Source organism: Paraburkholderia sp. JPY419 (assembly GCF_050435705.1).
GTDB lineage: Bacteria > Pseudomonadota > Gammaproteobacteria > Burkholderiales > Burkholderiaceae > Paraburkholderia > Paraburkholderia youngii.
Genome location: NZ_JBNDKV010000004.1, coordinates 511200 through 527903, shown reverse-complemented (window position 1 = coordinate 527903; position 16704 = coordinate 511200). Strand labels below are relative to the sequence as shown.

Annotated in this window: 17 protein-coding genes; 6 read left to right on the top strand and 11 right to left on the bottom strand. The window is 64.9% G+C overall.

Going from position 1 to position 16704, the window contains the following annotated elements:
* Positions 1-78: 78 nt before the first annotated feature.
* The 3 genes from QFZ91_RS30950 to QFZ91_RS30940 form a co-directional block, all read right to left on the bottom strand.
* Positions 79-978, bottom strand: coding sequence for a MipA/OmpV family protein (locus QFZ91_RS30950; protein ID WP_429569504.1), 900 nt, complete (start codon positions 976-978; stop codon positions 79-81).
* A 306-nt stretch (positions 979-1284) separates the two neighbouring features.
* Entirely contained in the window at positions 1285-2043 is a 759-nt protein-coding gene (gene msrA / locus QFZ91_RS30945; RefSeq protein ID WP_429569503.1) for a peptide-methionine (S)-S-oxide reductase MsrA, read from the bottom strand.
* A gap of 156 nt (positions 2044-2199) precedes the next feature.
* A complete protein-coding gene (locus QFZ91_RS30940; protein WP_429570918.1) occupies positions 2200-2706 on the bottom strand; it encodes an Lrp/AsnC family transcriptional regulator in 507 nt (168 codons plus the stop codon).
* A gap of 138 nt (positions 2707-2844) precedes the next feature.
* Here QFZ91_RS30940 and QFZ91_RS30935 point away from each other — a divergent pair, with 138 nt between their 5' ends.
* On the top strand, positions 2845-3861 hold the full coding sequence (locus QFZ91_RS30935) for a 1-aminocyclopropane-1-carboxylate deaminase (RefSeq protein WP_429569502.1): 1017 nt from the start codon (positions 2845-2847) through the stop codon (positions 3859-3861).
* Between the two features lie 15 nt (positions 3862-3876).
* Here the strand turns inward: QFZ91_RS30935 and QFZ91_RS30930 are convergent, their stop codons facing one another.
* A complete protein-coding gene (locus QFZ91_RS30930) occupies positions 3877-4788 on the bottom strand; it encodes a LysR family transcriptional regulator (protein ID WP_429569501.1) in 912 nt (303 codons plus the stop codon).
* 139 nt (positions 4789-4927) lie between these two features.
* On the opposite strand from QFZ91_RS30930, the gene QFZ91_RS30925 reads away from it, so the two are divergent.
* Positions 4928-5653: a pirin family protein gene (locus tag QFZ91_RS30925; RefSeq protein ID WP_429569500.1), complete on the top strand. Its 726-nt coding sequence runs from the start codon at positions 4928-4930 to the stop codon at positions 5651-5653.
* Between the two features lie 97 nt (positions 5654-5750).
* Positions 5751-6164 carry a DoxX family protein gene (locus QFZ91_RS30920; protein ID WP_429569499.1) on the top strand — a complete coding sequence of 138 codons (414 nt, stop codon included), beginning with the start codon at positions 5751-5753 and terminating at the stop codon, positions 6162-6164.
* 109 nt (positions 6165-6273) lie between these two features.
* Here the strand turns inward: QFZ91_RS30920 and ahpF are convergent, their stop codons facing one another.
* The 3 genes from ahpF to prpR all read right to left on the bottom strand — a co-directional run bounded on the left by ahpF (position 6274) and on the right by prpR (position 10775).
* On the bottom strand, positions 6274-7866 hold the full coding sequence (gene ahpF, locus QFZ91_RS30915) for an alkyl hydroperoxide reductase subunit F (protein ID WP_176123766.1): 1593 nt from the start codon (positions 7864-7866) through the stop codon (positions 6274-6276).
* Positions 7867-8040: 174 nt separating this feature from the next.
* The gene (gene ahpC / locus QFZ91_RS30910; protein ID WP_429569498.1) at positions 8041-8604 is read right to left on the bottom strand and encodes an alkyl hydroperoxide reductase subunit C; all 564 of its coding nucleotides are present in this window, start codon (positions 8602-8604) and stop codon (positions 8041-8043) included.
* A gap of 149 nt (positions 8605-8753) precedes the next feature.
* Positions 8754-10775: a propionate catabolism operon regulatory protein PrpR gene (gene prpR, locus QFZ91_RS30905; RefSeq protein WP_429569497.1), complete on the bottom strand. Its 2022-nt coding sequence runs from the start codon at positions 10773-10775 to the stop codon at positions 8754-8756.
* Positions 10776-10974: 199 nt separating this feature from the next.
* Between prpR and QFZ91_RS30900 the strand changes: the two genes are divergently transcribed.
* The 3 genes from QFZ91_RS30900 (at position 10975) to QFZ91_RS30890 (ending at position 14018) form a co-directional block, all read left to right on the top strand.
* Positions 10975-11859, top strand: coding sequence for an isocitrate lyase/PEP mutase family protein (locus QFZ91_RS30900; RefSeq protein WP_429569496.1), 885 nt, complete (start codon positions 10975-10977; stop codon positions 11857-11859).
* 244 nt (positions 11860-12103) lie between these two features.
* Entirely contained in the window at positions 12104-13543 is a 1440-nt protein-coding gene (locus tag QFZ91_RS30895) for an MFS transporter (protein WP_429569495.1), read from the top strand.
* A gap of 37 nt (positions 13544-13580) precedes the next feature.
* Positions 13581-14018, top strand: coding sequence for a GNAT family N-acetyltransferase (locus QFZ91_RS30890; RefSeq protein ID WP_429569494.1), 438 nt, complete (start codon positions 13581-13583; stop codon positions 14016-14018).
* A gap of 8 nt (positions 14019-14026) precedes the next feature.
* On the opposite strand, the gene QFZ91_RS30885 is transcribed toward QFZ91_RS30890, so the two are convergent.
* The 4 genes from QFZ91_RS30885 to QFZ91_RS30870 form a co-directional block, all read right to left on the bottom strand.
* Positions 14027-14887: a 2OG-Fe(II) oxygenase gene (locus QFZ91_RS30885; RefSeq protein ID WP_429569493.1), complete on the bottom strand. Its 861-nt coding sequence runs from the start codon at positions 14885-14887 to the stop codon at positions 14027-14029.
* Positions 14888-14980: 93 nt separating this feature from the next.
* A complete protein-coding gene (locus tag QFZ91_RS30880) occupies positions 14981-15466 on the bottom strand; it encodes a nuclear transport factor 2 family protein (RefSeq protein WP_184227391.1) in 486 nt (161 codons plus the stop codon).
* A gap of 211 nt (positions 15467-15677) precedes the next feature.
* Positions 15678-16097 (bottom strand): winged helix-turn-helix domain-containing protein, encoded by a 420-nt coding sequence (locus QFZ91_RS30875; RefSeq protein ID WP_368596162.1) that lies wholly within the window; start codon positions 16095-16097, stop codon positions 15678-15680.
* Positions 16098-16135: 38 nt separating this feature from the next.
* Positions 16136-16699, bottom strand: a complete 564-nt coding sequence (locus QFZ91_RS30870) for a nitrogen fixation protein NifQ (protein WP_429569492.1) — start codon at positions 16697-16699, stop codon at positions 16136-16138.
* Positions 16700-16704 lie beyond the last annotated feature (5 nt).

Sequence of the window (16704 nt, the reverse complement as noted above, 5' to 3'; positions counted from 1 at the left end):
CGTCGCGGCGCGCGATTACGGAGTCAGCAAGGGCTATACCTACGAAGTCGCGGCGCAAGGGCTGCGCGGCACGCTACGTCAGAACCGGTAGTTGATCGATACGTCGGCGACACCGGTCGCGCGGCTGCGCGTGATCGGACTGTTGCCCGCGCTGCCGACGAGCTGCTCGAACGCGCCGTCGGCGGTCGCGAACCAGTGCTTGCTGAACAGCCAGATCGCGCTGATACCGAAACCCACCGACTTGAAGCCCGCGCTCGCGTGATACTGCGGATACTGCGAGTGAGCAGCCTGCTCCTGATTGACGCCGAACCAGCTGTTCATGTACTTGGAGTCCGCGAGCACCACGTTCGGGCCGGCGAACCAGAAGAACTGCTTCGTGCTGCCGGGCATCGGCATATAGGCGCCGAGATCGCCGATCCAGCCGTTCGATCCGCCGAAATAGCGGCGGATATCGGCGCGCAGCACGAGCGGAAAATCCTTCGAAATGACGTACTCGCCCGAAAGCTTCAGACCTACCGCCGGGTTGATGTTGCCGAGCCCGTTGAGTTCCTGCGGATCGTCCTGGGCGCGCCGGCCGAGGTCGTATACCGCGGCGAGACTCATGCGCCAGTTTTCGCCCTGCGCGAAGTTCACGCCGAAGCCTTCGCCGCTCGACAGAAAGAGCAGATCCTTGTAGCGCACGTCGATGCTCGGACCGGCCACCAGGTGATAGCGGTCCGATCCCTCGAAGCGCGGCTGGAACGACGTGGCCACGCCGAAGCGCAATTGCCAGTCGGGAATGTTCGGCTGCCACATCTTCTGCAGCGGAACGCCCACCGAGTATTGCCATTCGCCGAGCGGCGACGGCGTCTGCGCGTGGACCACACCCGGCACGCAGGCCATCGCACTCAAGGTCGCGGCGACGAAGGAGCTCGCCGCGATGCCGGTTTGTTTGTGCCGGGGCGAGGCGCCCCGCTTCTTTCTACGGCTGTTCACCACCGGAAGCCTCCGATCCGCTCGTCGCGATGAGGTTAGGTTTTCGCCCGGGGTCCAGCGCGGACCCAAAAAGCACGGACGACCGCCGCACTGCTACTTACGGCGTGTAATTTTTCCAATCGATGACGCGGGCGGCGCGATGCGCACGAGGCGCGGCGAGCCCGCGTGACCCGCGCGGTCGTGTGGCCAGTGCGCATGATGCTTGCGCGCCGCGGTGACGCGGACAATGGCCACGGAGCATCGCTTCGCAAGATATGCGCCAAGCCTGTGGAAGATTGATGACGAGCGCGACGCGACCGTTCGGCCGGGTCATTGCCCTGCTTGAACGAGCACCGGCTTGTCGCGATACAGGCTGGGGAACAGGCGCTTCAGGTTGGCGATTTTCGGCATGTCATTGAACACGATATAGGCCGAATCGGGATGCAACGTCAGATAGTTCTGGTGATACGACTCGGCCGGATAGAAGCCCTTGTACGGCTCCGTCTTTGTGACGATCGGCGCGGGGAACACGTGCGACTTGTCGAGCTGCGCGATGTAGCTTTGCGCGACGCGCCGCTGCGCGTCGTTCAGCGGAAAGATCGCGGAGCGGTACTGCGTGCCGCTGTCGGGCCCCTGACGATTCAGCTCGGTCGGGTCCTGAACCACCGAGAAATACACCTGCAGCAACTGACCGTAGGTGACCTTGCCGGGATCGAAGGTGACCTGCACCGATTCCGCGTGCCCCGTGTCGCCGCCGCTGACGGTCTCGTACTGCGCAGTGTCGCGTGAGCCGCCCGAGTAGCCGGACACCGCCCGCGTCACACCACGCACATGCTGGAACACGCCCTGGACGCCCCAGAAGCAGCCACCCGCGAGCACTGCGGTTTCCTCGTGTGCGGTGCTCGCCGGGAGCGGTTCATCGAGCGCGGGCGGTGCGATGACGACGGCGTTCTCCGCCGGGAACGCGACGCGCTGCGCAAGCGGCGACGCGAAGGCGGCGGCGCCTAGCAGCAACGACAGTGCGGCCGCACGCGAGCGTTTCGAGTTGCCGCCGGGCGATGTAAGGGATTGCGGTCTGTTGCCAGTCATGATGGTCGCTCCGAAAAAGTGCCGACGCGCGGCCCCGCTTTGCCACCGTGCAGCCAGGCCGCACGCGGGTGCGCCGAAGCTTGGTCGCGCGGGCGCGGCGTTTATGACAGCATGCGCGTTTTTGCGGCCGGCTGCGCGGCCGGGTGGCCGAGCGGCTTACAGCGGAAATTTCGTGGTCGAGAGGATTTCCTTCAGCACCATGAACGAGCGGATCTGCCGCACGCCCGGTAAATACAGCAACTGCTCCGCGTGGAGGCGATTGAAGCTGTCGCTGTCGCGCGTGCGGATCACCATGAAATAGTCGAACTCGCCGGTCACCACGTGGCACTCCATGCAGCCGGCCACCTTCTGCGCGGCCTTTTCGAATTCGGCGAACGACTCGGGCGTCGAGCGATCGAGCACCACGCCGATCATCACCAGCATGCCCGCGCCCGCCGCCTTCGGGTCGAGTAGCGCGACCACGCCGCGAATCAGCCCCGATTCCTTCAAGCGTTCGACGCGTCGCAAACACGCCGGCGCGCTCAGCTTCACTTTCGCGGCGAGCGCCACGTTCGAAATGGACGCGTCGGTTTGCAACTGCCGCAGGATCGCGCGATCGATGCGATCGAGCGCGTGGTGGGGATCGGATGGTTTCGACCCAGTACGAACTTTCGTTGCGCTGATGGCCATGTATACGAACTTTTATGAGGAAGAAGACAGTCGTTAATTTTTAAAAGTACGTGCGCGCGATTTTTTTCGCAAGCTCATTTCTGGTGGTTTTTTCTAACATGAACCCACGGAAATCACCACCACGGAGCCGCGATGAACCTGCAACGTTTCCCCCGCTACTCGCTCACCTTCGGGCCGACGCCGATCCGGCCGCTCAACCGTCTGAGCGAGCATCTCGGCGGCAAGGTCAAGCTTTATGCCAAGCGCGAGGACTGCAACAGCGGCCTCGCGTTCGGCGGCAACAAGACCCGCAAGCTCGAATATCTGATCCCCGACGCGCTCGCGCAGGGCTGCGACACGCTCGTGTCGATCGGCGGCATCCAGTCGAACCAGACGCGCCAAGTCGCGGCGGTTGCCGCGCATCTGGGCCTGAAATGCGTGCTGGTGCAGGAGAACTGGGTCAATTACTCGGATGCGGTGTACGACCGCGTCGGCAACATCCAGATGTCGCGCATGATGGGCGCCGACGTGCGGCTCGTGCCGGACGGCTTCGACATCGGCTTTCGCAAGAGTTGGGAGGACGCGCTCGACAGCGTGCGCGCGGCCGGCGGCAAGCCGTACGCGATTCCGGCCGGCTGCTCGGATCATCCGCTGGGCGGGCTCGGCTTCGTCGGCTTCGCCGAAGAGGTGCGCCAGCAGGAAGCCGAACTGGGCTTCAGGTTCGACTACATCGTCGTGTGCTCGGTGACGGGCAGCACCCAGGCAGGCATGGTGGTCGGTTTCGCCGCCGACGGCCGCGCCGAGCGGGTGATCGGCATCGACGCCTCGGCGAAACCGGCGCAGACGCGCGAGCAGATCACCCGCATCGCGAAGCGGACCGCCGAGAGCGTCGAGCTGGGCCGCGACATCAACGCGAAGGACATCGTGCTCGACGAACGCTACGGCGGTCCGGAATACGGTCTGCCGAACGACGGCACGCTCGAGGCGATCCGCTTGTGCGCGCGGCTCGAAGGCATGCTGACCGATCCGGTGTACGAGGGAAAATCGATGCACGGCATGATCGACAAGGTCCGTAACGGCGAATTTCCGGCCGGCTCGCGCGTGCTGTATGCGCACTTGGGCGGCGTGCCGGCGTTGAGCGCGTACAGCTTGATCTTCCGCGACGGTTGATGGGGTTTAGAAGATTTAGCCGACGGGCGTCCGCGGGTCGGCCGCGAGCTTTTTCCTCAAATGCTTGCGCAGAAACTCGACGAATGCCCGGATCGTGACCGAGCTTTGCCGATGCTGCGGATACACGGCATAGACGCCCGTCGCCGACGGCAGGAACGCTTCGAGCACGGGCACGAGCTGTCCGCTGGCGAGCGCATCGGCGATGATGAAATCGGGCAGCCGGACGATTCCCAGTCCCGCGACGGCCGAATCGCGAATCAGCTCGCCGTTATTGGCCCGCAACGGCCCGCGCACCTCGACGCTCCTGACCGCGCCGTCGACCCGAAACTCCCAGCTCACCGCGCCGCCGTGGCCGTACAGCAGGCAATCGTGATTCACGAGATCGGCCGGCACGGCCGGGCTGCCACGCCGCCGCAGATAACCGGGGCTGCAGCACGCAATCATCCTCACATCGATCAGCTTTTGCGCGATCAGCGACGAATCCGCCAGCGTGCCGATACGGATCGTCATGTCGAAGCCCTCGCCGACCACATCGACGGCGCGATCGCTCAGTTCCATATCGAAGCGCACGTCGCGATGCTCGCGCAGAAACGCCGCGACGAGCGGCGACAGATGCGTCATGCCGAACGACATCGGCGCGCTCACGCGTAGCAGCCCGCGCGGCCCGGCACGGCGCAACGACATCGCCTGCTCGGCGTCCTCGACCTCCCCGAGGATGCGCTTCGCCCGCTCGTAGAACTCCTGGCCCAGATCGGTCACCGCCAGCTTGCGCGTATTGCGAATCAGCAGTTGCACGCCGAGCGCTTCCTCGAGCGCCATCACACGGCGGCTCACGAACTGTTTCGACAGCGACAGCCGGTTTGCCGCGGCGGTGAAATTGTGGGCGTCGACAGTCGCGACGAAGATTCGCATGTCATCGAGTTGCATTGTATTGTCCACTCATCTGCGACAGTGTTTCCGGTTTTTACCATGATTATAACGAGCTGGATTGACCTACACTGTCATTCATCGATCGCAGCCAATCATCTGGCCCGGATCACACGACAAAACTCAAGGAGAAAACAGCATGCTCGAAATCAGACACGCCAACCAACGTGGCCGCGCGGAACACGGCTGGCTCAGCTCGCGCCATACGTTTTCGTTCGCGCACTATCATGATCCGAAGCAGAACGGCTTCTCCGACCTGCTCGTGATCAACGACGACCGTGTGGCACCGGCGCAAGGCTTCGGCAAGCATCCGCATCGCGACATGGAGATCTTTTCGTACGTGCTCGAAGGCGCGCTCGAACACAAGGACACGATGGGCACGGGCTCGGTGATCGTGCCGGGCGACATCCAGTTGATGAGCGCGGGCACCGGCGTGGCGCACAGCGAATACAACCATTCGAAGAGCGAGCCGGTGCATTTCCTGCAAATCTGGATCGCGCCGTCGCGGCAAGGCACGAAGCCGCGCTATCAGCAAAAGCACTTCGGCGCGGCCGACAAGCGCGGCGTGCTGCGGCTGGTGCTGTCGCCGGACGGTGCGAACGGTTCGCTGCAATTACAACAGGACGCACGTGTGTATGCGGGTCTTTTCAACGGCGACGAAACCGCGCGGCTCGAACTCGCGAAGGACCGTTATGCGTATGTTCATGTGGCGCGCGGCACCGTCACGGTGAATGGCGTCGAGCTTGGCGAGGGCGACGGGGCACGGGTGCGTGGCGAAGAAGCGCTGACGTTCACGCAGGGCCGCGACGCGGAAGTGCTCGTGTTCGACCTGCGCAACATCGAGACCTCGGCACTGTGGGCATAAGCGCTCCGCTTGCGCCGTTAATGACTCAATCTTGAACGTGGCTCGCTGGACGACGATGTTCAGCGAGCTTCAACTCTCTACCCTAACGGGAAAAATCATGCGCTATACGCTGTTTGAAAACCAGAAAGACGCTGTGGTTCTCGTCGCTCGAATCCTGCTGATGGTGCTGTTCGTGATGTTCGGCTGGTCGAAGCTGACCGGCTTTTCCGGCACCGTCGCTTATATGACGTCGACCGGCGCTCCTGTGCCGGAGTTGTCCGCCGTTATCGCGGTGCTGATGGAACTGGTCGTGGGCGTCGCGCTGCTGGTGGGTTTCTTCACGCGACCGCTGGCGCTGCTGCTTGCGCTGTATACGCTCGGCACCGCGATCATCGGCCACCACTACTGGAACATGACGGGCGCGATGCAATACGACAACATGATTCATTTCTACAAGAACATCGGCATCATCGGCGGCTTGCTGTTGTTATGCGTGACCGGCCCTGGCAAGTATTCGTTCGACCGGCGTTGATATCGATTTCCGCGCTTTTACGAAAAAGGCCCGCTGCAGCGGGTCTTTTTTCGTGCGCAAACTGAAACGGCGGCCCGCGGGCCGCCGTTTGCGTCTCTCATCTGCCGGATCAAACTGCTGCTTCGGCTTCCGCTTCGCTGACCGCCGCGACTTCTTCGCTGTGGCGAATCAGGTGATCGAACGCGGACAGCGATGCCTTCGCGCCTTCGCCCACCGCGATCACGATCTGCTTGAACGGCACCGTGGTCACGTCGCCGGCGGCGAACACGCCCGGCACCGACGTCGCGCCGCGCGCATCGACGACGATCTCGCCATGCTTCGACAGCTCGACCGTGCCCTTCAGCCATTCGGTGTTCGGCACGAGACCGATCTGCACGAACACGCCTTCGAGTTCGACCTGCTTCACTTCGCCCGAAGCGAGGTTCTTATAGACCAGTCCGTTGACCTTCTTGCCGTCGCCTGTGATTTCCGTGGTCTGCGCCTGCGTGACGATCGTCACGTTCGACAGGCTGCGCAGCTTGCGTTGCAGCACTTCGTCGGCACGCAGCGTCGCGCCGAATTCGAGCAGCGTTACTTCGCGCACGAGACCCGCGAGGTCGATCGCCGCTTCGACGCCCGAGTTGCCGCCGCCGATCACCGCGACGCGCTTGCCCTTGAATAGCGGGCCATCGCAGTGCGGGCAGTAGGCGACGCCGTGATTGCGGTACTCGCGCTCGCCCGGCACGTTGATTTCGCGCCAGCGCGCGCCGGTCGCGAGGATGATCGTCTTCGCCTTCAGCACCGCGCCGTTCGCCAGACGCACTTCGTTGATGCGCCCCGGAATCAGCGCTTCGGCACGCTGCACGTCCATGATGTCGACGTCATACGCCTTCACGTGCTGTTCGAGCGCCGTCGCGAACTTCGGCCCTTCGGTTTCGGTCACCGACACGAAGTTTTCGATCGCCAGCGTATCGAGCACCTGGCCGCCGAATCGCTCGGCCACGACGCCAGTCGCGATGCCCTTGCGCGCCGAATAGATCGCCGCCGCAGCGCCCGCCGGGCCGCCGCCGACGATCAGCGTATCGAACACCGGCTTCTTTTCCAGTTCCTTCGCGGCGCGCGCACCGGCGTTGGTGTCGAGCTTCGCGAGGATTTCCTTCACGCCGCTGCGGCCCTGGCCGAAGGTCTCGCCGTTCAGGAACATCGTCGGTACCGCCATGATCTGGCGCGCTTCGACTTCGTTCTGGAACAGCGCGCCGTCAATCGCGACGTGACGGATGCGCGGATTGATCAACGCCATCACGTTCAGCGCCTGCACGACTTCCGGGCAGTTCTGGCACGACAGCGAGAAATACGTTTCGAATTGATAGTCGCCGTCGAGGCTGCGGATCTGTTCGATCACCGCATCGTCGAGTTTGACCGGATGGCCGCCGACCTGCAGCAGTGCGAGGACGAGCGACGTGAATTCATGACCCATCGGAATGCCGGCGAAACGAATGCCCGCTTCCTTGCCCGCTTCGCCGATCGAAAACGACGGCTTGCGCTCGTCGTCACCGCGACGCTCGATCACCGTAACGCGCTCCGACAGAGTCGCGATGTCGTTCAGCAGGGCCAGCAGTTCCTGCGATTTCGCGCTGTCGTCAAGCGATGCAACGAGCTCGATAGGCCTGCTAACTTTTTCGAGGTACGACTTCAGTTGAGTCTTGAGATTGGCGTCAAGCATGGCGTTTGCGATTCCGTGACGAGGGGTGTTGGTGTCCCGGCGCCGCGCACGTCCGGATAGGACATGCTGGGCCCGGGGAACGCGCGAAACGCCGTAGCAGGCGATTCGCGCGGTAATGCGCCGGGATGACCCCGGCAGATGCAGACTGCGAGGGCAGCGTGAGCTGCGCGGACCTTAGATCTTGCCGATCAGGTCGAGCGACGGGGTCAGCGTTTCTGCGCCCGGCGTCCACTTGGCGGGGCACACTTCACCCGGGTGAGCCGCGATGTATTGCGCAGCCTGAACCTTGCGCAGCAGTTCGCCAGCGTCACGGCCGATGCCGTTGTCGTGGATTTCGCACAGCTTGATCTCGCCTTCCGGGTTGATCACGAACGTGCCGCGCAGCGCGAGCCCTTCTTCTTCGATCAGCACGTCGAAGTTGCGCGAGATAGCGAGCGTCGGGTCAGCCAGCATCGGGTACTTGATCTTCTGGATCGTGTCCGACGTGTCGTGCCATGCCTTGTGCGTGAAGTGCGTATCGGTCGACACGCTGTAGATCTCAACGCCAATCTTCTTGAACTCTTCGTAACGATCGGCCAGGTCGCCCAGTTCGGTCGGGCACACGAAGGTGAAGTCCGCCGGGTAGAACACGAAAACCGACCACTTGCCCTTCAGGTCTTCTTCAGTGACGGTCGTGAAATCGCCGTTGTGGTAAGCCTGTGCTTTGAACGGTTTGACTTGACTGTTGATGATCGGCATTTGCTGAATCCTCTTTGGAGGGTGGTTGGAAAGTAGAGTCAGTATCTCAGACTACACTTAATAGGTAAAGTGGATTGTGTTAATGAGTTCGATAGTCCCATCCTATTAGTTTTGTCGGTCGAGACTATCGGGTCGAATGGCGCGGCGTTTCAGCCCTTCAGAAGCCGCCACAGCGTGGTTCGGCCGATGCCGAGCGCGCGGCTGGCGGCGGCACGATTGCCGCCACATTGTTCGAGGGCGCGCAGCGCATCCTCGCGGCTGGGGCTGGCGCGGGGCGCCGTGCTGCCAGGCCTCGCGTCCTGAGACGCTTCCGTGATTCGCTCGTCCCCGGCCAGCCTGATCCGGCCGAACTCGGGAAACACCGCCAACCAGTCGGGCAAGGCGTCGGCGGTCGAGTTCCCGGACATCTCGCTGGTCCCGTCGCCGATATAAATCGCCGCGCGCGCCAGCAGATTTTCCAGTTCGCGGACGTTGCCGGGCCACGCGTAGTTCGCGAAAAGCGGGTCGAGAAACGCGAGCACCTGCCCGAGCGCCGCCGCCGACAAGCCGTACTGGAGCGCGCTGCGCTCCAGCAGATGCCGCGCCAGCGGCGCGATGTCGGCGCGGCGTTCGCGCAGCGGCGGCAATTTTATCTGAAGCAGATTTAATCTGAAATACAGATCCGCGCGAAACGCGCCCTGCTCGACTAGCGCATGAAGATCGCGGTGCGTCGCGGCGATCACTCGCACGTCGACCGGCGTCGCGCGGCCCGCGCCGAGCTTCATCACCTCGCGTTCCTGCAGCACTCGTAGTAGCCGGCTTTGCAGCGCGGCCGGCATTTCGCCGATTTCATCGAGAAAGATGGTACCTGTGTGTGCGATTTCAAATAGCCCCGGCTTGCCGCCGCGTCGCGCGCCCGTGAACGCCCCTTCCTCGTGCCCGAACAGCTCGCTTTCGATCAGCCCCTCGGGCAGCGCCGCGCAGTTGAACGCGACGAACGGATTGCCGCGCCGCCGACTCGCGTTATGGATGCCCTGCGCGACCAGTTCCTTCCCGGTGCCGCTTTCGCCGCTCAGCAGCACGGTCGCGTCGTGCGCGGCGCCGGCGCGCGCGAGCCGGCGCACGCGCTCGAGCGCCACCGACGCGCCGATCAGATCGTCGAGCCGATGCCGCGCGACCAGATGCCTCGGCCGCTGGCTGGTACGCAGCGAGCGGTCGATCCGTTGCGCAACGAGCGCGTCCTGCGCGGTCACGACGAAACCGGCCCGCGCGCCCTGCTCGATGATCGGCACACAGCTGACAATCAGCGCGCGCCCGCCGATCTGCTCGATGCGTTCGTCGACCGGCTGGTCGGCGACGCGCGTCTCACGCAACAGCGGCGCGAGCGCGCGCCCGACCCGCGCGGGGGTGTCCTCATCGTCCTGCGGGGCCGCCTGTGCGGAGCCTGAACCGAGCAGGTCGAGCATCGCCGGGTTGACGGCTTCGAGCTGGCCGGCTTCGTCGAACGCGGCGACGCCGTCGCGCAGGTGCGCAACGATCGTATTCAGGCGCACCCGCTTCGATTCCTTCTGGCGGCTCACGCGCGCCAGTTCGACCGAGCGCTCGAACGCTTCCTCGACCGCGGCGAGCGAGTACAGGAACACGCTCTCCATGCCGGCCTGCTGAGCCAGATCGCAGGCCATGCCCGCGCCGACCACCACGCGGCAGCCCTGCGCGGCGAGTTCATCGACCGCGAGCCGCACTTCGTCGATCGACCTGTACGCGCGCTGCCGCAGATCGACGTTCAGCAGCGGGCTCAGGTCGGCCAGCTCCTGCGCGATCGCTTCATGCAGCACCAGCCCGATGCGCGCTTGCGGCCACGTGGCTGTGGCGCGCGTGATTGCGCTCAACACGTCGAAGCCGTTCACCTTGACCATCACGACCGGCACGCTGAGATTCTCTTGCAGATACGCGCCGTTCGAGCCGGCGGACAGTACGACATCGACGGAACCTGCGTCCACGTAAGCCTGCAGCGCGGCGACGGCCGCGCCGTAACCCTCCCGCACCGTGAAGAATTTCGCGCGGCCCGCATAGCGCGGCGCTACCGCCTCGCAAAGCGATTGCAGTCGGCTGATACTGACGAGTGCGACGCCGGGGCGGCCGACATCGACAGCGGGGCTCCGGTTCGCGAGGAATGGGGTGAACGTGGACACCGCGGCTCTCCTTGATTGAAACGTTCCGCGAAACGTTTCATGAAACGTTCCACCGATTGTGCCACGAACGCCCAAGCCGAGCCCACCGCGCGCAAACCGTTGTTTCATCGGCACAACGCGTGGAATGCCCGCAGGTGGCACGTTTCCTGCAGAATGTCGCCCGCCTTCCACTCCCCCTTTCCTTCTGGAGACCCGCATCATGACCACCACTTCCGCCAGCCGCCGCGCCGCCTTCCGCGCCAAGGTCAACCAGCGTCAGGGCCTGCTCGTGCCCGGCGCGTTCAATGCGATGAGCGCGCGCGTGATCGAGGACGCCGGCTTCGAGGCGGTCTACATCACCGGCGCGGGCGTCACGAATATGTCGCTCGGTCTGCCCGATCTCGGCTTCATCGGCCTCGCCGAAGTCGCCGAGCACACCGCGCGCATCCGCGACGCGGTCGCGCTGTCGCTGATCGTCGATGCCGACACCGGCTTCGGCAACGCGTTGAACGTGCGCCAGACCGTGCGCGTGCTCGAGCGCAGCGGCGCCGACGTGATCCAGTTCGAAGACCAGGTGATGCCGAAGAAATGCGGCCACTTTTCGGGCAAGGAAGTCGTCGCGACGAGCGAGATGGTCGGCAAGATCCGCGCGGCCGTCGACGCGCGCGAAGACGCGAACCTGCAGATCATGGCGCGTACCGACGCGGCGGCGGTCCACGGCATCGAGGACGCGATCGAGCGCGGTCATCGCTTCATCGAGGCCGGCGCCGACATCCTGTTCATCGAGGCGACCGAATCGCTCGCCGACATCGAGCGTCTGCCGGGGCTGTTCGACGTGCCGCAGCTCATCAACATTGTGATCGGCGGCAAGACGCCGGTGCAGTCGCGCGATGCGCTCGCGAAGCTCGGCTACGGCATCGTGCTGTACGCGAACGCGGCGCTGCAGGGCGCGGTGCTCGGCATGCAGCGCGCGCTCGGCACGCTGCAAAGCAACGGCCGCCTCGACGAGGACGCGACCATCGTCGCGCCGTTCAGCGAGCGCCAGCGGCTCGTCAACAAGCCGCTGTATGACCGGCTGGACAAGGAATATGCGGCCAAGGACTGACGCAACGGCGGCGGCGCGGCGGCGCGCTGCACGCGTGCGTGAAAAGGGACCCTTTCTTGCGTTAGGATTCAGGGCTGGAAAGCGGGGCTGAAAATCAGGCAAGCTGATGTCACCGCCAGCCCGAAGCACAAAAACGCACACGACAGGTAATCTCAAGCACCATGAAGTCACACCCTTCGCGCGCCGCGCGCCGGCCCGTCAATGGTCTTTGCGCGCCTATCAGCGCGCCGCGGGAGCTCGCGCGATGAGCAGCAGCGGCACCCGCACCGCGCATGTCGGCTGGCTGCCGTACATCGTCGCGGCCACCTTCTTCATGGAGTACCTCGACACCACGGTGATCGCCACCGCGCTGCCGCAGATGGCGCGTTCGTTCGGCGTCGGTCCGAACAGCCTGAGCCTCGGCATGACCGCCTACATGCTCGCGCTCGCGATCTTCATCCCAGCGAGCGGCTGGGTCGCCGACCGCTGCGGCGCGCGCACGGTGTTCGTCAGCGCGATCGGCGTGTTCACGGTCGCGTCGGTGCTGTGCGGGCTGTCGCAGAATGTGCCCGAGTTCACGGCCGCGCGGCTGCTGCAAGGCATCGGCGGCGCGATGATGGTGCCGGTCGGCCGTCTGATCGTGGTCCGCAGCACCGAGAAAGCCCGCATGATGCAGGCGATCTCGACGATCACCTGGCCGGCCATCGCGGCGCCGGTGGTCGGGCCGCCGATCGGCGGCTTCATCACGACTTACGCGTCGTGGCGCTGGATCTTCCTGCTGAACGTGCCGTTCGGTCTCGCGGCGATCGCCGTCGCGCTCGCCATCGTGCCGAACCTGCGCGGCACCGAACGCAAGCCGCTCGACGTCGTCGGCCTGCTGCTGAGCGGCGTCGCGCTGACCGCGATCCTGTACGGCGCGGAGCTCGCGAGCCAGCCGGCCACCAATGCGTGGCTCGCGATCGCGGTCGTGGCGGGCGGTCTGCTGGTCGGCGCGATCGCGTTCCTGCACGCGAAGCGTCATCCGCATCCGCTCGTCGACGTGTCGACGCTGAAAGTGCCGACGTTCTCGGTGACCGTCATTACCGGTTCATTCACGCGCATCGGCATCGGCGCGGTGCCCTATCTGATGCCGCTGCTGTTCCAAGTCGGCTTCGGGCTGTCGGCGTTCCGTTCGGGGCTGCTGCTGCTCGCGAGCGCGGTCGGCAACCTCGGCATGAAGGCGCTGACCACGCGCATCCTGCAGCGCTACGGCTTCCGGATGGTGGCGATCGTCGACGTGGTCGTGGCAGGCATTTTCATCACCTTGTGCGGACTGCTGACGCCGGACGTACCGCTCGTGTTGGTGCTGATCGTCGTGTTCGTGTACGGCGTCACGCGCTCGATGCAGTTCTCGACGCTGGCGACGCTCGCCTACGCCGATATCCAGCAGACGCAGATGAGTGCGGCGAGCACGCTGTGGAGCGCGGCCATGCAAATGACGATCGGTCTGGGCATCGCGTTCGGCGCGGTGTCGCTGCGCGTGGCGGCGCTGTTCAACGGCGAGACGACCGGCCACGTGTTCACGCTCGACGATTTCCGCCTCGCGTTCCTGTTCGCCGGCGTGCTGACGCTGCTGTCGGTGATCGGTTATATGGGGCTCGCGCGCAATGCCGGACAGAGCATTGGCGGGGGTTCGCGCGGTGGCGAGACTGCCGCGAAGGGCTAAGGCACACGCCGCCGCTACGCGAACCAGGAGACACCCCGTGCAAGCAAGCGAACTGACGATTTCCAGCCGCATCGACGATCTCGACTTCGACATGGTCTACGCGTTCCTGTCGCTGCAAACGCCGTGGGCCAAGGGCATGCCGCGCGCGACCTTCGAGCGGTCCGTCGCCGGTTCCCTGTGCTATGGCGGTTTTGTCGACGGCGAGCAGATCGCGTTCGCGCGTCTGATCACCGACGAGGCGACCTTCGCTTACCTGTGCGACGTGTTCGTGCTGCCGGCGTATCGCGGCAAGGGGTATGCGTCGGCGCTGATGAAACATATGTTTGCGAGCCCGTCGCTCGCCAGTCTGCGCAGAGTCGTGCTGGTCACGACCGACGCGCATCACGTCTATGCGCCGCACGGGTTCACGTCGCTCGCGAACCCCGAGAGGTATATGGAGCTGCACCGGCCGGATGTTTATAAAGCGGCCGAATAGGCGCCGCCTCAGCCGTACGCGCGCTCGCGCATCCACTTCGTCATGATCCATTTGTCGCCGGCCAGCACCGGCGCGCCACCGTGCAGCGTCGACGGGTCGAGCTGGCGTTCATCGTTCATATAGCGGAAATACACGGCGCCGCCCGCCCGCGCCGCGACCGATAGGCCCGCCGTGGGAAACACCGTCTCTCCGCCGTCCGCGACGTCGTTCAGATAGATGATCAGTGTCGCGACGCGTTGGCCGCCCTGCGCGGTATGGATCGCGCTGCCCGGCTGATCGGGCGCGAAGAAGTCGAAATGCGGGCTGTACTCGCCGCGCGTGTCGTAATGAAGCACCTGCAGGCCTTCGCCGTTTTCGAGCGGCCAGTTCGTCAGGCTAGCGATGCGTCGTTCGATTCGCGCGATCAACCGGTCTTCGCCGCGCCGATACCAGACGCCTTCGCTGGTCCGGCTGCGGATCATGTCTTCGTGGCCGGTGAGTGGATTGACCGTCGTCGAGCGCTTCAACCGATGTCGCGAGCGTTCGATCAGCTGGCTACATTCGCCGGCGGACAGCACGTCGGCGAACACGACCAGCTGCGGCCGCTCACAGCGCAGCAACACGCGTACGTCGCGGTCAGCGGCGCGGATCAGGTTGCCGCGCGCGAGCGGCGCAGCGTCGTATCGATAAGGATTGGTGGCGGGATCGGCCACTGTGGCGGGCGCTGGGGGGCCGCACGCGCGCCGGTCGAACGCATGGTGGACCGCCACACGGGCTTCGCCGTCGGCAAAGCCGGCCTGCACCATCGCGTCGATCATCGAGCCCGGCGTGCAGCCGCGCGCGACATTGCTGCTCAGCCATTCTTGCCAGGCGGCATCGACGACTCGCATAGCGTTTCCTGTGCGGCGGCCCGGCAAGGCGTGCGGGCAAGCGCGTGCCTCGATGATAGCAAGCGCGATGCGCGCGCCGCCGCCCGCACGCGCCTAGCCGCGCTCGCGATTCAACTGCCCGCGATAGTGCAGCAGCCCCCGGCGCGCCTGCTGCCTGAGCATCCGCTGCACGAACGGCGACCAGCCGAACAGCGTGCCGCGCACGCCCATCGCCTGGCGCATCCACAGCCACAGATCGAAGCGGTCGCGATGCTCGACGATGAGCCCGTCGCGGAACACGAAACGCGCTTCGATCCGGTTCACGACGTCGCGCCCGGTCTGGACGAAACGGTAGCGCGCCACCCACTGTGCGCGGCCGGTACGGTCATCCGCCTCGATGTCGCTGAAGCTTAGCGTGAAGTCCTGCGCATGCTTGACGAGCATGCGCCACATATCGCGCACTTCGTCGCCGACCAGCTCGCCGAAGGCGGGGTCGCTGAAGACGGCGTCGTCGGCATAACAGGCGACCATGGTCTCGGCGTCGCGATGCTGGAAGGCGGTGTAGAAGCGTTCGATCAGCTCGGTGTTGGGATGGCTCATTGATGTCGTGTGGTGTATTGCGGGAGCGCATCACGTGTCATGCACGCGCAGAGTCGCGCCGCGCTCCGGAAAAACAGCCCGCGCGCGGCAGGCGGCGGGCATCGCGCACACGATATAGGAAAACGGTGTGAATGGGGGCCGGCGCGAGCCGACGACGGCTTTACCCTTCCGATACCGCCACACCGATAGCGCCGACGCCATCGTGGGCCCTTCACGAGCGGATCAGTTTCACCAGTTCGGCGATCTGCTTCGCGCAGCTTCGCCGCGCCTCTTCCTCGACGTCCCGATACAGCCGGATGATGGTTTCGCCGACCGGCGTCAGCGTGCAGCCGCCGCCGCTCTGACCGCCCTGCTCCGATTGCGTGGCCGGCGACTTCAGCGAGCGATTCAGCTCGTCGATCAACAGCCACGCGCGCCGGTATGACATGTCGAGACTCCGCGCCGCCGCCGAGATCGATCCATATTCGCGCACCGCTTCGAGCAGATCGACCTTGCCTGGCCCGAGTGCAACCGCATCGCCGTTGCGGATGCGCATTCTGAAGCGCACCTCGGGACGCGCCCTGGTGGACTTCGTCGCCGGAGCGGCTCTGCTTTTAGTGGGTTTTGCGGTGTCGGCCATGCGCGCAAGCATACACGAACGGTTTCGCGCCGACGCCTCAGTGGCGCGCTTCAAGGCTGCCGTGGGAAGCAGTACCCGTAGTCTTCGCAGCCCGGGCAACCCGGCGCAGGTCCCGGTTGCAGACCCAACGAGATCGCGCATTGCGCGGCGAGGAATTTCTTCCAGCGCAGGTTATCGACGTTGCGCTCGACCAGCGTCGGGAAGTAGCGCGTGAGCATCCACGTCACTTCATCGCGGCCCGCGAGGCCAAGGTCGCGCCATAGATGATCCGGACGCAAACACGCATGGGCGATGATCGTCGCGAGACAATGCGCGTCGTCGGGATGGACCGTGCTGCTCGCGCTCGCGACGAGCAGCGCGTGCAGTGCATGGACGAAGCTCGCGTGTTCGCTGGGGACCACCGGAAGCGGCAATGCCGGAATGCGCGCACGGACGAAGTGCCTCGCTAGCAGCGCGCGCCATGCATGCGCTTGCAGGCCGAGCAACGCGAGTTCGTTGCGAGCGTCGCGCGCGGCGATCAGTTTGGCGAACAGACGCGTATCGGCGTCCTCGGGTTCGCTGGCCTCGCGTAGCCACCCACGCATGCAGTCGGCCGTCAACGGATCGTCAGGCATGGCTC

Excerpts from the sequence above, each read along its gene's own strand:
- msrA (WP_429569503.1), bottom strand. The coding sequence starts at position 2,043 with ATGACTGGCAACAGACCGCAATCCCTTACATCGCCCGGCGGCAACTCG.
- QFZ91_RS30935 (WP_429569502.1), top strand. The coding sequence starts at position 2,845 with ATGAACCTGCAACGTTTCCCCCGCTACTCGCTCACCTTCGGGCCGACG.
- QFZ91_RS30930 (WP_429569501.1), bottom strand. The coding sequence starts at position 4,788 with ATGCAACTCGATGACATGCGAATCTTCGTCGCGACTGTCGACGCCCAC.
- QFZ91_RS30925 (WP_429569500.1), top strand. The coding sequence starts at position 4,928 with ATGCTCGAAATCAGACACGCCAACCAACGTGGCCGCGCGGAACACGGC.
- QFZ91_RS30920 (WP_429569499.1), top strand. The coding sequence starts at position 5,751 with ATGCGCTATACGCTGTTTGAAAACCAGAAAGACGCTGTGGTTCTCGTC.
- ahpF (WP_176123766.1), bottom strand. The coding sequence starts at position 7,866 with ATGCTTGACGCCAATCTCAAGACTCAACTGAAGTCGTACCTCGAAAAA.
- ahpC (WP_429569498.1), bottom strand. The coding sequence starts at position 8,604 with ATGCCGATCATCAACAGTCAAGTCAAACCGTTCAAAGCACAGGCTTAC.
- QFZ91_RS30900 (WP_429569496.1), top strand. The coding sequence starts at position 10,975 with ATGACCACCACTTCCGCCAGCCGCCGCGCCGCCTTCCGCGCCAAGGTC.
- QFZ91_RS30895 (WP_429569495.1), top strand. The coding sequence starts at position 12,104 with ATGAGCAGCAGCGGCACCCGCACCGCGCATGTCGGCTGGCTGCCGTAC.
- QFZ91_RS30885 (WP_429569493.1), bottom strand. The coding sequence starts at position 14,887 with ATGCGAGTCGTCGATGCCGCCTGGCAAGAATGGCTGAGCAGCAATGTC.
- QFZ91_RS30880 (WP_184227391.1), bottom strand. The coding sequence starts at position 15,466 with ATGAGCCATCCCAACACCGAGCTGATCGAACGCTTCTACACCGCCTTC.
- QFZ91_RS30875 (WP_368596162.1), bottom strand. The coding sequence starts at position 16,097 with ATGCTTGCGCGCATGGCCGACACCGCAAAACCCACTAAAAGCAGAGCC.
- QFZ91_RS30870 (WP_429569492.1), bottom strand. The coding sequence starts at position 16,699 with ATGCCTGACGATCCGTTGACGGCCGACTGCATGCGTGGGTGGCTACGC.